The sequence below is a fragment of the Marinomonas fungiae genome, from assembly GCF_001418205.1.
Lineage (GTDB): Bacteria > Pseudomonadota > Gammaproteobacteria > Pseudomonadales > Marinomonadaceae > Marinomonas > Marinomonas fungiae.
The window spans coordinates 61,192-73,935 of the sequence record NZ_LIQF01000002.1 but is presented as its reverse complement, the minus strand read 5'-3'; the positions used below and the strand labels follow the sequence as shown (position 1 = coordinate 73,935).

Annotated in this window: 11 protein-coding genes; 7 read left to right on the top strand and 4 right to left on the bottom strand. The window is 46.4% G+C overall.

Annotated features, from left to right (window positions below):
* Positions 1 to 93: 93 nt before the first annotated feature.
* The 4 genes from phnC to ASC49_RS02845 all read left to right on the top strand — a co-directional run bounded on the left by phnC (position 94) and on the right by ASC49_RS02845 (position 3,131).
* Positions 94 to 879 carry a phosphonate ABC transporter ATP-binding protein gene (gene phnC / locus ASC49_RS02860; RefSeq protein ID WP_055461710.1) on the top strand — a complete coding sequence of 262 codons (786 nt, stop codon included), beginning with the start codon at positions 94 to 96 and terminating at the stop codon, positions 877 to 879.
* Positions 867 to 1,661: a phosphonate ABC transporter, permease protein PhnE gene (gene phnE, locus ASC49_RS02855; RefSeq protein ID WP_055461709.1), complete on the top strand. Its 795-nt coding sequence runs from the start codon at positions 867 to 869 to the stop codon at positions 1,659 to 1,661. The genes phnC and phnE (ASC49_RS02855) overlap by 13 nt, the downstream gene beginning before the upstream one ends.
* An 18-nt stretch (positions 1,662 to 1,679) precedes the next feature.
* Positions 1,680 to 2,477 (top strand): phosphonate ABC transporter, permease protein PhnE, encoded by a 798-nt coding sequence (gene phnE, locus ASC49_RS02850; RefSeq protein ID WP_055461708.1) that lies wholly within the window; start codon positions 1,680 to 1,682, stop codon positions 2,475 to 2,477.
* Between the two features lie 81 nt (positions 2,478 to 2,558).
* Positions 2,559 to 3,131 (top strand): histidine phosphatase family protein, encoded by a 573-nt coding sequence (locus ASC49_RS02845; protein WP_055461707.1) that lies wholly within the window; start codon positions 2,559 to 2,561, stop codon positions 3,129 to 3,131.
* 100 nt (positions 3,132 to 3,231) lie between these two features.
* Here the strand turns inward: ASC49_RS02845 and glmS are convergent, their stop codons facing one another.
* Both glmS and glmU read right to left on the bottom strand, forming a co-directional pair.
* On the bottom strand, positions 3,232 to 5,061 hold the full coding sequence (glmS, locus tag ASC49_RS02840) for a glutamine--fructose-6-phosphate transaminase (isomerizing) (protein ID WP_055461706.1): 1,830 nt from the start codon (positions 5,059 to 5,061) through the stop codon (positions 3,232 to 3,234).
* 1 nt (position 5,062) lies between these two features.
* Positions 5,063 to 6,430, bottom strand: a complete 1,368-nt coding sequence (gene glmU / locus ASC49_RS02835) for a bifunctional UDP-N-acetylglucosamine diphosphorylase/glucosamine-1-phosphate N-acetyltransferase GlmU (RefSeq protein ID WP_055461705.1) — start codon at positions 6,428 to 6,430, stop codon at positions 5,063 to 5,065.
* 209 nt (positions 6,431 to 6,639) lie between these two features.
* Between glmU and ASC49_RS02830 the strand changes: the two genes are divergently transcribed.
* On the top strand, positions 6,640 to 8,061 hold the full coding sequence (locus tag ASC49_RS02830; RefSeq protein ID WP_055461704.1) for an MBL fold metallo-hydrolase RNA specificity domain-containing protein: 1,422 nt from the start codon (positions 6,640 to 6,642) through the stop codon (positions 8,059 to 8,061).
* Between the two features lie 70 nt (positions 8,062 to 8,131).
* On the opposite strand, the gene ASC49_RS02825 is transcribed toward ASC49_RS02830, so the two are convergent.
* The gene (locus ASC49_RS02825) at positions 8,132 to 8,725 is read right to left on the bottom strand and encodes an FMN-dependent NADH-azoreductase (protein WP_055461703.1); all 594 of its coding nucleotides are present in this window, start codon (positions 8,723 to 8,725) and stop codon (positions 8,132 to 8,134) included.
* A 160-nt stretch (positions 8,726 to 8,885) separates the two neighbouring features.
* Between ASC49_RS02825 and ASC49_RS02820 the strand changes: the two genes are divergently transcribed.
* Positions 8,886 to 9,791, top strand: coding sequence for a LysR family transcriptional regulator (locus ASC49_RS02820; RefSeq protein WP_055461702.1), 906 nt, complete (start codon positions 8,886 to 8,888; stop codon positions 9,789 to 9,791).
* Positions 9,792 to 9,887: 96 nt separating this feature from the next.
* On the opposite strand, the gene ASC49_RS02815 is transcribed toward ASC49_RS02820, so the two are convergent.
* Positions 9,888 to 12,029, bottom strand: coding sequence for a helix-hairpin-helix domain-containing protein (locus tag ASC49_RS02815; protein ID WP_245624638.1), 2,142 nt, complete (start codon positions 12,027 to 12,029; stop codon positions 9,888 to 9,890).
* 255 nt (positions 12,030 to 12,284) lie between these two features.
* On the opposite strand from ASC49_RS02815, the gene ASC49_RS02810 reads away from it, so the two are divergent.
* A complete protein-coding gene (locus ASC49_RS02810; protein ID WP_055461700.1) occupies positions 12,285 to 12,686 on the top strand; it encodes an H-NS histone family protein in 402 nt (133 codons plus the stop codon).
* The last annotated feature ends 58 nt before the right edge of the window (positions 12,687 to 12,744 follow it).

Below are 12,744 nucleotides of genomic sequence, written 5' to 3'. Positions count from 1 at the left end.
AGGAGATACTCTCTCCTTTCTCCCTAACATAACTCTTCCCATATCGCTTACGGATTAAGCGGTATGGGACCTCTTTGCTTAAAGGAACTTGCTATGACAGCCGCCACCGACATTTCTAATGCTCCCAATGCTCTAAAAATCCTAGGGCTGCAAAAAGAATATATTCCAGGAAAACCGATCTTAAAGGGCATCAATATCGAGATAAACACCCCTGGTATCATTGCGATTATTGGCCCTTCAGGAACGGGGAAGAGCACCCTATTACGCTGCATCAATCGACTGATTGAACCCACCGCAGGTGAAATCATTTTTCATCAATCAAATTTGTGTTTGGCAAAAGGTCGTCAACTAAGACAGCTTCGCAGACATGTTGGAATGGTTTTCCAAGAATATAACTTAGTAGAGCGTCTCTCAGTTATCGAAAACGTGTTAACCGGTCGCTTAGGATACATGTCTGCTTGGCAAGCTTGGCGTCGCAAATTTAGTCAAGATGACATAGACATGGCCTTTCAATTATTAGAAGCCGTTGGACTCACAGAACACGCGAATAAACGTGCAGACAGTCTTTCTGGAGGCCAACGTCAGCGAGTAGGCATCGCTCGGGCAGTTATGCAGGATCCTCATATTCTGTTGGCCGATGAACCAACGTCATCTCTAGACCCCAAAACAGCGGTCGAAATCATGGAACTGCTGGAAAAATTTGCCGAAGAGAAAAATATCCCCACTCTCGTCAATATCCATGACGTCAACCTAGCACGCCGCTTTGCCAAGAGAATGATCGGCATGAGTGACGGCATCGTTGTTTACGATGGTGCGCCTGAAGGCATTACTGATGACCATCTGAAACAAATTTATGGAGGCGAATCATGGCTGGTGTAAACGCTTCAAAACATCTAGATAATCCCTTCAAAAGAAACTGGTTAATTACTGGACTTTGGGCGCTAGTCGCCGTTTATCTCATTTATTCAGTTCAAACAATGGGACTTAGTTGGACTCGTTTTTCTGAGGGCTTAGGCCATGCTGGCCAGCTGTTTGATCGCATGTTCCCGCCTAATTTCGAGCGTTGGGAACTACTGCTCAGTGGCTTAGCTGAAAGCTTAGAAATCGCTATCATCGCAAGTGTTACAGGGATTTTTTTGTCACTTTTCCTAGGACTTTTTGCGGCCCGTAATTTAATGCCTAGTTGGGTGACGATCCCCATGCGCGGCTTGATTGCTTTATGCAGAACTTTCCATCCGGTGATCATCGCCATCTTGTTTGTGAAAAGTGTTGGTTTCGGTGCTTTGGCAGGAATATTAACATTAGTGGTCGCCTCTATCGGCTTTATTGCGAAGCTATTTGCTGAAGCTATTGAAGAGATTTCCCTAAAACAAGTAGAAGCGATACGTGCCACAGGCGCGGGTTTTGTAAGCCTAATTTTATTCTCAGTGATGCCGCAGGTGTTCTCACGCTTTATTGGATTTTCCACCTACCAATTGGACTCTAACCTGCGTAACTCCACGATGGTGGGCATTGTCGGAGCAGGGGGGCTTGGAGGCACTCTGTTTTCGGCCTTTCAACGCTTCGACTACGATTTCGTTGCCGCTATTTTAATCACCATTATTGCACTGATTATGTTTGGAGAGTTTCTTTCCAACATCGTCCGACGCATATTTAGATAATCCAATGAGGATACGAAAATGACCACTACACACTCTCATTGGCAACGGTTTACTTTAAAACAAAAGTTGTCGCGTTATTCGGTTTATTTAATATTATTGATTGCCCTGCTTCAATCGATCCGTACAGTAGAAGTCATTCCTGAGTTTTTCTACGACGCTCCTGAGCAAATGGCAGACATGTTTACACGGATGTGGCCCATCGACTTCGCCTTTTATTCAATATCCGTCCATGACGCTATGATTGAAACGCTAAATATCGCTACGCTGGGGACTCTAGTCACACTGATATTTGCACTACCCTTAGCACTGATGAATGCTAGCAATGTCGTCTCTTCCCCATTTAGTCATTGGATTGCGCGATTTTTCCTAGTGTCATCCCGTTCAGTCAACTCATTAGTTTGGGCGTTACTATTCGTGGCCATATTCGGCCCCGGAGTCATTGCTGGCGTGTTGGCTATTGCTTTTCGGTCGGTTGGCTTTGTTGGCAAACTATTAGCAGAAGCCATAGAAGAGATAAACATGGGTCCTATCGAAGCATTACGTGCGACGGGAGCATCATGGGCTTCGGTTCTATTGAAAGGCTACTGGCCTCAAATCCTGCCCGCATTCTTCAGTATTGTATTGTTCCGTTGGGACATAAATGTCCGAGAGTCAGCTGTCTTAGGGCTAGTTGGTGCGGGAGGGATTGGTGTGGTGTTAAATGACGCAATGAACCTCTTCGAATGGCAACGCGTTGCCATGGCGTTACTTGCCATCTTCGCCGTGGTCATTCTGGCTGAAATTGTCGTGGTACAAATTCGTAAAAAACTAATCTAGCTACACATCTACTATTGCGGAGGATCTTTGTTCTAAGAGGTTAAAACAAAGATCCACCGCTAGTTTCAAGAGCAATAAAATATGCCATACCATAACCGCTACTACATTATGAGACATGGGCAAAGTGAAGCCAATGTAGCAGGTAAGATTGTCAGCCACCCTGATATTGGTTGCCAACAATACGGTTTATCAGATCAAGGAAGACAGCAAATAATCGGTTCATTAAAAAGCTATCGTGGCCCAACGTTTCAGCAGGTTTATTGTTCCGATTTTCAGAGGACTAAAGAAACAGCCCTACTTGTAACCCAGTTACTTTCCCTGCCCTCTCCCGTATGTGAGCCTTTACTTCGCGAGCGTTTCTTTGGTCACTTAGATGGATGTAGTGACGATCATTACGAACACGTATGGCAGCAGGATGCAGCTCACCCCAATGAACTCGACAACGGAGTAGAAACCACGGAACAGGTGTTTAGACGAGCTATTACCGCCATCGAAAGGCTAGAAGAGCTTCATAAAAATCAGACGATCCTTCTTGTTTCTCATGGTGATGTTTTACAAATCCTGCGCACGGCTTGGTTTGATTTAGCATCTCATGAACACCGACAACTTCCGGTAATCAATACCGCAGAAATTATTCTTCTAAACGCTAGTTGAAGTATTAAACCAATTGCCACAGGCCTACTGCAAACTTTTAAAAAGTTGCAGAGGGCCTGGGGTTATGATCAATCTAAGTTGTCGAGATTAAGCTCTAAGCCTATTCAACCGTTACCGATTTTGCCAAGTTCCTTGGCTGGTCCACGTCGGTGCCTTTCACGACTGCAACGTGATACGACAGCAGCTGCAATGGGATAGTATGTACAATGGGTTCTAAGATTTCTTCCACCCAAGGGATTTCGTTGTAATGGATACCTTCTGCTTGCTCAAAGCCTGTTTCTTTCGCCCCAAAGACAAATAACTCTCCCCCACGGGCACGCACTTCTTGTAAGTTCGATTTCAGTTTATCAAGCATCTGGTTATTGGGAGCAACGGTGATAATCGGCATGGTTTCATCTACCAACGCCAAGGGGCCGTGTTTAAGCTCGCCAGCAGGATAAGCTTCCGCGTGGATATAGCTGATTTCTTTTAACTTTAACGCACCTTCTAAAGCAATCGGAAACATCGGGCCACGACCTAGGAACAAGGCATTGTGTTTGTTGGCAAACTGTTCCGAGACCAGCTTGATAGCTTCGTCTTGCTTAATCGCCGCATCGACGTAAGCAGGCAATGATCGCAATGCCGTCACCAAAGCCTTCTGTTTTTCTGCACTTAACTCGCCTTTTTCCGAGGCAATAGCAATCGAGGTAATCAACAGCGCCGTTAGCTGAGTAGTAAAGGCTTTGGTGGAAGCAACACCAATTTCTGCGCCGGCATTGGTCAGTAAGGTAAGATCCGATTCACGAACCAATGTCGAAGACGGTACGTTACAGATGGCTAAAGTGGTTAGGTAGTTGAGCTCTTTCGCCATACGCAGTGCAGCCAGCGTATCCGCCGTTTCACCGGACTGAGACAGGGTTAGGAACAAGGTATTTTTTGGTATTGCGACCTTGCGGTAGCGGTACTCACTGGCCACTTCCACTGTACACGGAATATTTGCTAGATCTTCAATCCAGTATTTCGCCACCATACCCGCGTGATAGCTGGTACCACAGGCCACGATATGGATGTTTTCGATGTCTTTCAGAAAAGCAGAATCCGCACCAAAGCAGCTGGTTAATATACGATCATCGCTGATACGACCTTCTAAACAAGCGGCAATCACTTTAGGCTGCTCGTAGATTTCTTTGAGCATGTAATGGCGGAATTCACCTTTATCACTGGCGTCGACATTGTGATTAAACACGTTGATCGGACGCTCTTGAACCTGATCATTGGCATCGTAAATCGTCACCGCATCACGTGATAACTCCACCACATCCCCTTCTTCAAGGAAGATAAATTGGTCAGTGACATGCAACAGTGCTAACTGGTCGGAAGCCACAAAGTTCTCTTCGATACCGACACCCACCACCAATGGGCTGCCTTTGCGGGCCGCAATCAGACGCTCATTTTCATCGTTTAGCGTCACAGCGATGGCAAAGGCTCCGTGTAGACGCTTCAGGGCATTTTTCACCGCTTGCAGAAAATCTGGCTCAGTGTTCAAGGCATGGTGGATTAAGTGAACGATCACTTCGGTATCTGTCTGTGAGCGAAATTCATATCCCAACTCGATCAGTTCACGACGCAGAACTTCGTGGTTTTCAATAATACCGTTATGCACCAAAGCTAAGTCGTCACCGGAGAAATGCGGGTGGGCATTGGCTTCGGTTGGTTTGCCATGTGTCGCCCAACGGGTGTGAGCAATACCGAGCTTGCCGTCTAGAGGAATGGCTTCGAACTTATCTTTCAGAGCTTGAACCTTACCTACGGCACGGTGTGCACGCACGCCGGTTTCGTTATTGATCGCCACACCGGACGAGTCATAACCACGGTATTCAAGACGAGATAAGCCTTCTAATAGGATTTTTGCTACGTTACGTTGAGCAATTGCGCCGACGATACCACACATATTATTTCTCCTTCTTGGTCGGACGCGCCCAACCGTCTTTATTGGTTTGTTTTGCCCGAGCAAAGGCCAGCTGATTTTCGGCGACCGTTTTGGTAATGGTCGAGCCCGCAGCAATAGTGGCTCCTGCTTGAATTTCTACTGGCGCCACCAAGGCAGAATTGGAGCCAACGAATACGCCGTCGCCAATGATGGTTTGGAATTTGTTCACGCCATCGTAATTACAAGTAATGGTACCCGCGCCAACATTGACACCTGCGCCCATGGTCGTGTCGCCCACATAGCTTAAGTGGTTTACTTTGCTGCCTTCGCCGATATGGGCCTTTTTGGTCTCAACGAAGTTACCGATCTTGGCTTTATTGGCTAATACAGTTCCTGGACGTAGACGAGCGAACGGTCCCAAGTCGCAGCTTGCACCCACTTCACTCTCTTCAATCATGGTATTGGCTTTGATTACCGTATTATCGGCCACGGTGCAGTTTTTCAGTACGCAGTTGGGGCCAATCTCCACGTTTTCACCCAAGGTGACTTTACCTTCAAACACGCAATTCACATCGATGACACAGTCTTGGCCAGTAACCAGTTCACCTCGAATATCAATACGGCTTGGATCCATTAGGGTGGCACCATTACGCATCAGCGCTTCGGCTTGTTGCTGTTGCCATACACGTTCAAGTGCCGCTAATTGCACGCGATCGTTAACGCCGCTTACTTCCCATTCTTGCTCAGGATGCACCGTGACAATTTCAACACCCTGCTCGGCCGCCATAGCGATAATGTCCGTTAGGTAGTATTCCCCTTGGGCATTATTGTTGGTAAGCGCTGCCAACCAGCCTTGTAGCTTGGCGTTTGGCGCCAGCAAGATGCCAGTATTCACTTCGTCAATCAGCAGTTGCTCAGAGTTAGCGTCTTTTTGCTCAACGATAGCGGTCACAGCCCCTTGTGCGTTACGCACGATACGTCCATAACCAAATGGGTTGTCCAATTTGATGGTTAGCAGCACCAAGGTATTGTCATTCGACAGAGACAACATGCGCTCTAAGGTCGCACGCTGAATCAAAGGCACATCGCCATATAGGGTAAGAGTGGTGCCGTTTTCGCTTAACGAAGGAGCTGCACGACGCAAAGCATCACCGGTTCCTTGCGGATCATGTTGCCAAACGATATTGGCAGAAAAATCCTGACAAGCTTGTGCGACTTGTTCACCTTGATGACCGACTACTAAATGCAACTGGGCATTGCTTAAGCCACTGGCGGTCGCCAGTACGCGACGCACCATCGCTTCCCCCGCGAGTTTATGAAGCACCTTAGAAGAGGCAGATTTCATTCGACTTCCCTTACCTGCGGCAAGGATCACAATATCCTGTGTCATAAAGCAATATCCCAAATATTTAGCTGTCATCTGTAATTAAGCGGTATTAGACCTTGTGTTCAGTTCTGTCGCAATTTGTTTTGTCATAATAATTTTGACAAGTAATCACCATAACCCAGTTAAAGGCTTATGCTGTAAGTCATATAGGGCTCTCAATACTTTGTGCTAACCTTAATTTTTATCAAGAATTCAACAGCATAAGGACTTGTATGTACGAAATAACACACCACGGCGCTAAGGATGGCGTAACGGGTTCTTGTCATGAACTTTTGATCGATGAGCATCATAGTTTGCTGGTCGATTGCGGTTTATTTCAGGGTGCCGAAACCTCGCAAAATGGTGCCCATCATGAGCAGCTTGCCATCGAATTTGATATCAGTAACGCTCAAGCACTCGTCGTCACCCATGTTCACATAGATCATGTGGGACGACTTCCCTATCTGCTAGCGGCTGGCTTTGTGGGGCCGATCTTATGCTCAAAACCCAGTGCTAAGTTATTACCGTTGGTGATTGAAGACGCCTTAAAAGTCGGTGTCACTCGTAATCGAGGCATTATTGAAGCCTGCTTGATGCGCTTACAAGACCAGCTGGTGGCGTTGGATTATCAGCAATGGTTTGACTTGCCACTGCCTGACAGTAAGCAAAGCTGTCGTATTAAGCTAAGTCCAGCCGGTCATATTCTTGGCTCAGCCTATGTCACAGTGCGTTTAAAAGAGACGGCAAAAGACAAACCTTGGGATGTGATTTTTTCTGGGGACTTAGGCGCTCCCTATGCTCCCTTGTTAGCCGCGCCAAAGTCACCTTATAAAGCTGATCAGTTGGTCCTTGAAAGCACCTATGGCGATCGTAACCATGAAGACCGCCATCATCGACGTCAGCGCCTTAAAGCGTCGATGGAAAAAGCTCTCGCTGATGGTGGTGTAGTGTTGATTCCAGCCTTTTCCATTGGTCGCACCCAAGAATTGCTGTACGAGATTGAAAGCATTATTTATGACCACCCAAAGCAAGCTATCAGTCATACAGCCACGGGTCAGATACTAACGTGGCAAGACTTGGACATTATTGTTGATTCACCGTTAGCCAGTCAGTTCACTGAGGTCTATCGTGCTCTGAAACCCTATTGGGATAAAGAAGCAATACGACGAGTCAAACAAGGACGGCATCCGCTAAGCTTTGAGCAATTAACGACCATTGATAGCCATGAATTGCATGAGCAAACCGTAGCCTATTTGGCACAACAAAAACGCCCTGCAATCGTCATTGCCGCCTCTGGTATGTGTGCTGGGGGACGTATTGTTAATTATTTAAAAGCTCTGCTTGGGGATGAGCGTAATGATGTCATCTTTGTGGGTTATCAAGCGCAAGGTACGCCCGGACGAGACCTACTTACTTATCATGATAAAGCCGATGGTTATGTGATGCTGGATGGAGAACACTGTGAGATCAAAGCGCAGATATGGCAGATCGGAGGTTATTCTGCGCACGCAGGACAGCAGGATTTAATCAACTTTGCTAAACGGATGCGTAAGCCGCCCAACACCATCCATCTTGTGCATGGAGAAAGCCATGCGAAGCAAGCGCTCAGAGAGGCCTTTGCACGACAGCTACCAGAAACCACTGTTCTGTTCTAATTCCCCCAACTTAAACGCAAGCGGGGCAGCACTTTTGGTGCTACCCCGCTGCAAGCTTACTGAGCCAAGATTAAACCGCTTCAGCAATGCGATCTTTCGCTGAACTGAAGGCTTTTTCACCGTCTTCACCCAACGCTTGACCACCCGCTACAAACGCATCTTTCACGTTCAAGCCGATAAAGTTTAAGAAAGTTTTTACGTAAGGTAATTGGTGATCGTATGGTGTGTTTTCCAAGAAGCTACCACTTGCAGAGAACATGTAAGCATCTTTGTTCACTAGACCCACTGGGCCTTGTTCTGTGTATTTGAAAGTACGGCCAGCGCGAGCCACGTAGTCAAAGTAAGATTTTAGCGTCGACGGAATGCTGAAATTGTAGATCGGCGCGCTCACTGCAACAACATCAGCGGCTTCCAACTCATCAATCAGTTCATCGCCAATTGCTACAATCGCTTTTTGCTCAGCAGTACGTTCTTCTTCTGGGGTAAACAGTGCGCCCAAGGTTTCACTTGTGAAGTGTGGTAGTGGGTTGGCGTTGACATCGCGAACGACTACTTGACCTTCTGGGTTCTTTGCCAACCATTGCGCCACAAACGCGTCTGCTAGTTGACGAGATTTAGAGTTATCGCCTGATGCACTGGAATCGATACGTAATAGAGTTGCCATGATGAGTCTCCTAATATTTTTGTGAAGCATTGCTTCAAATTCATTCGATGAATACATATTAGAGCCAGTTTTTCTGATAAAAAAGCGGAAGTTTTTGACGATTTATATCGAAAAATACGATATAAAAATAGACAACTCATAAAACAGCGGAAGATTCTCTATGAAAGCACCAAGAGTGACATTGGAACAATGGCGCGTGCTGCAGGCGGTGGTCGACAAGGGTGGCTTTGCTCAGGCTGCGGAAGCTCTGCACAAAAGCCAGTCTTCTATCAGTTACACGGTTGCCAAACTGCAAGAACAACTTGGTTACCCATTACTTACCATTGATGGCCGCAAAGCCAAATTGACCGAACGTGGCGAAGTGCTGCTGCGACGCTCGCGTCATCTAGTCAAAGAAGCGATTGAATTAGAAGAGTTGGCGCACACTCTCGGTCAAGGCTGGGAACCTGAGATCGAGCTTGTAGTAGATGAAGCCTTCCCAACCCCTGCCCTGCTTCGAGCTTTACGCGCCTTTGAACCCCAGAGTCAAGGTACCCAAGTACAGCTGAAAGAGGTAGTGCTTAGCGGTGCGCTAGATACCTTAGCCACGGGCTCCCCTGATTTGGTACTCAGTGGCATCGTTCCAAAAGGCTACTTGGCCGATCCCATCGTTGAAGTGGATATGATTGCGGTAGCCGCTCCCGATCACGCGCTGTTTAAAGAGGAAGGAAAGATTAGCAATGAACGCCTTAAGCAAGAGTTGCAAGTGGTGATCCGAGATTCGGGTCGCGAGCACTCAGTGGATGAAGGCTGGCTTGGGGCTGATCGCCGTTGGACGGTGTCCAGCGTGCAGTCCGCTCTAGAAGTGGTGGCTTCTGGCATCGGCTTTGCTTGGTTACCCATAGCAGATCTGCGAGATGCATTGGAGAGCGGTCGCTTACAGCGCTTGGACTTAGAATCAGGCAGTGAGCGTAATTTCCATATGTACGCCATCTTTGGTAAGGGGGAACGTACAGGGCCTGCAACACGTTTATTCGTCGAATTACTGCAACAATCTTGCGCCCAATGTAATGCCATTCGTAAGTAATGCTGAACGCAGTAAGGTAGCACTCAACAGTGCTACCTTGTTCTGCCTCTAGGGGTCAGATCCCTTTTACACTACTTACCTAGCACAAACACGCTTTTATTTCAGACGTTTTAAACCAATGCGTTTGCGCTTCACATCCACTTCCATGACTTTCACTTTGACCACTTCCCCTACTCGCACTTCATCCCGTGGGTCTTTAACAAAGCGGTCTGCTAACTGCGAAATATGAATCAAGCCATCCTGATGGACACCAAGATCAACAAAGGCGCCAAACGCCGCCACGTTGGTGACCACGCCTTCCAAAGTCATCCCTTCTTGCAGGTCTTGAATACTACTGATGGCCTCGTCGAAACTGGCATATTTAAACTCAGGCCTTGGATCGCGACCAGGCTTCGCCAACTCTTGCAGGATATCTTGTATCGTGAAGTTATTCTCAGCGTTGGCTAAAGCAGCCGATTTCAGCATGGCTAAAGCAGCAGGGTTGCCAATCAGGTGTGAGATGTTTTGCTTCACTGAATGTGCCATTTCTTTAACCAGCCCATAGGACTCAGGATGCACTGCGGACGCATCCAATGGCTCATCACCACCTCGGATGCGTAAAAAGCCAGCACATTGCTCAAATGCTTTATCGCCAATCCCTTTGACTTTTTTCAGTTGCTTACGATTGGAGAACCCCCCAAGTTCTTCACGAAGGGCAACAATGTTCTGGGCCAGGCGCTGTGTTAACCCAGAGACATACGTCAACAAAGAAACCGAAGCGAGGTTTAAATCCACCCCAACTGCGTTTACACAGTCTTCCACCACTGCCGCTAAGGCATCGCTCAGGCGATTAGTTTTGACATCGTGTTGGTATTGCCCCACACCAATGGCTTGTGGATCGATCTTAACCAACTCCGCCAAAGGGTCTTGGAAACGTCGCGCGATGGAGACTGCACCACGAATAGTGACGTCTAAGTCAGGGAACTCTTCAATCGCGACAGGCGAGGCGGAATAAACCGAGGCTCCCGCTTCCGAAACGATCACACAGCGGCAATTCAGCTGATGCTGTTTAATCATTTGTTTAGCAAAGGTCTCCGTTTCACGGGAAGCCGTGCCATTGCCAATCACCAGCCAATCAATTTTCAGTCGCTGAATGGTCTTAGCTAATATCGCCTCCGCTTCCATGGACTTATTTTGTGGCGGGTGCGGATAAATTACACCGTTATCCAATAATTGCCCGTATTCATCTACGGCAGCCCATTTCACCCCATTACGAAAGCCAGGATCTAGGGCTAATGTTCTTTTTGCGCCGGCAGGAGCGGCCATTAATAGATCTTTTAAATTTGCTTGAAATACTTCGATTGCCGAGAATTCTGCAAAGTCTTTTAATTCACTAAGCAAATCCGTTTCTAATTTAGCTAAGATTTTTTCGTGCCAAGCCTTTTCAAGCCAAACCAACTTCTCCCTGCTGGGCGTGCGCTCTTTTACTTCGGGGAAACCTAACGGGGTGACATATATTGCATTATGCAATGCATAGGGAAGACCACCTTCTAGCTCAATAGAGAGTTTTAATAAGCCTTCTTTTTTTCCCCTAAACAACGCCAATAAACGATGGGGTGGACATTTTCTAACCGGTTCTTGGTAGTCAAAGTAGTCTTGGAATTTCTCCGCGGCTTCCTTTTTACCACGCAATACTCGACTAACAAGAATACCTTCCTGCTGTAGACATAATTTCGCTTGCTGCAAAGTAATAATATTTTGCGCTAAACGCTCAATAATTATATCAGCGGCTCCAGCCAATGCTGCATCATAGCTAACAGGCTCACTAAAGCCTGTTTTTAACGCCAGAAAGTGCTTTTGACTCTGAGCTTCCCCATCTTGCCAAAGCGCAATGGAAAATGGCAGCAGCCCTAGGTCTGTTGCAAGGTCGGCTTTGCTTTTTCGAGTTTTCTTAAAAGGTGCATAAATGTCTTCTAATTCAGTCTTACTTTTTGCCTGATTAATCGAAGCAAAAATCGACTGCGGAATATCAGGGAGCTCTTTTAATAACTCTATTATTGCAACGCGACGTTTTTCTAACTCTACTAAATACTGCCAACGTGTATGAAAGCTACGCAGTTGCTCATCTAACATAGCGCCAGTTACCTCTTTTCGATAACGAGCAACAAAGGGAACCGTTGCCCCTTCTTCAAAGAGATCGATGATATTTTTTACTGTGATTTCAGATATTGAGTATTCTTTGGCCAACGCCATTAACATAGTATTCAAAAAAGCCGCCATAATATTTACTAAAAGCTTAAGATAATTTTGCTTATAAAGAGGGTTTTTATTAAATTTTTGATCCGCACTGATTTAAATTAGTTAAATGAATGCTATTCTTAGTCATTCAGAGTTTGGGTAAGTTTTTGGAATTAAGCTTACCTGTTTAGGTAAACAAAGAGAAACACAGTTTTGGATGGATTTCTGTTCTGTGTTCGCGTTAATTAAATGCGTTTCAGATAATTAGGGGAAATCATGAGCTTACTAGCAGAGCTAGCAGGAAACAAAGCCAAAGCACGTGCCGCGGCAAAAGACCTAACCATCGCACAACTAGAAAACCTAATCGAAGGTTTAAACAATGCCCTGGTTAAAATGCAAGAAGACGAACAGGCTCGCCAAGCAGCGATTGAAGAGAAAGCTCGTCAAGCTTCAGATATCGCGAAAATGATTGAAGCCAGTGGTTTAACGCTAGAAGAGATCGCAGCTCTAAGCGGTGTTCGTTCAAACCCAACTAAAGGTAAAACTGTACTGCCAAAATACCGTATCGAATGGAATGGTGAAACGGTTGAGTGGAGTGGTCGTGGCCGCACACCAAAAGCGTTCCAAGAGTACTTCGATGCAGGTAATTCACGCGAGTCCGCTGAAATCAAAGCTTAATCGTGTGATCAATCATAAAAAAACCGACGATTAAACGTCGGTTTTTTTTGGTATTTAT

What these genes read in the sequence shown, in the direction of transcription:
- phnE (WP_055461709.1), top strand. Translation starts at nt 867, where the DNA reads ATGGCTGGTGTAAACGCTTCAAAACATCTAGATAATCCCTTCAAAAGA.
- ASC49_RS02825 (WP_055461703.1), bottom strand. Translation starts at nt 8,725, where the DNA reads ATGGCAACTCTATTACGTATCGATTCCAGTGCATCAGGCGATAACTCT.
- ASC49_RS02815 (WP_245624638.1), bottom strand. Translation starts at nt 12,029, where the DNA reads ATGTTAATGGCGTTGGCCAAAGAATACTCAATATCTGAAATCACAGTA.
- glmU (WP_055461705.1), bottom strand. Translation starts at nt 6,430, where the DNA reads ATGACACAGGATATTGTGATCCTTGCCGCAGGTAAGGGAAGTCGAATG.
- ASC49_RS02845 (WP_055461707.1), top strand. Translation starts at nt 2,559, where the DNA reads ATGCCATACCATAACCGCTACTACATTATGAGACATGGGCAAAGTGAA.
- phnE (WP_055461708.1), top strand. Translation starts at nt 1,680, where the DNA reads ATGACCACTACACACTCTCATTGGCAACGGTTTACTTTAAAACAAAAG.
- ASC49_RS02820 (WP_055461702.1), top strand. Translation starts at nt 8,886, where the DNA reads ATGAAAGCACCAAGAGTGACATTGGAACAATGGCGCGTGCTGCAGGCG.
- ASC49_RS02830 (WP_055461704.1), top strand. Translation starts at nt 6,640, where the DNA reads ATGTACGAAATAACACACCACGGCGCTAAGGATGGCGTAACGGGTTCT.
- phnC (WP_055461710.1), top strand. Translation starts at nt 94, where the DNA reads ATGACAGCCGCCACCGACATTTCTAATGCTCCCAATGCTCTAAAAATC.
- ASC49_RS02810 (WP_055461700.1), top strand. Translation starts at nt 12,285, where the DNA reads ATGAGCTTACTAGCAGAGCTAGCAGGAAACAAAGCCAAAGCACGTGCC.
- glmS (WP_055461706.1), bottom strand. Translation starts at nt 5,061, where the DNA reads ATGTGTGGTATCGTCGGCGCAATTGCTCAACGTAACGTAGCAAAAATC.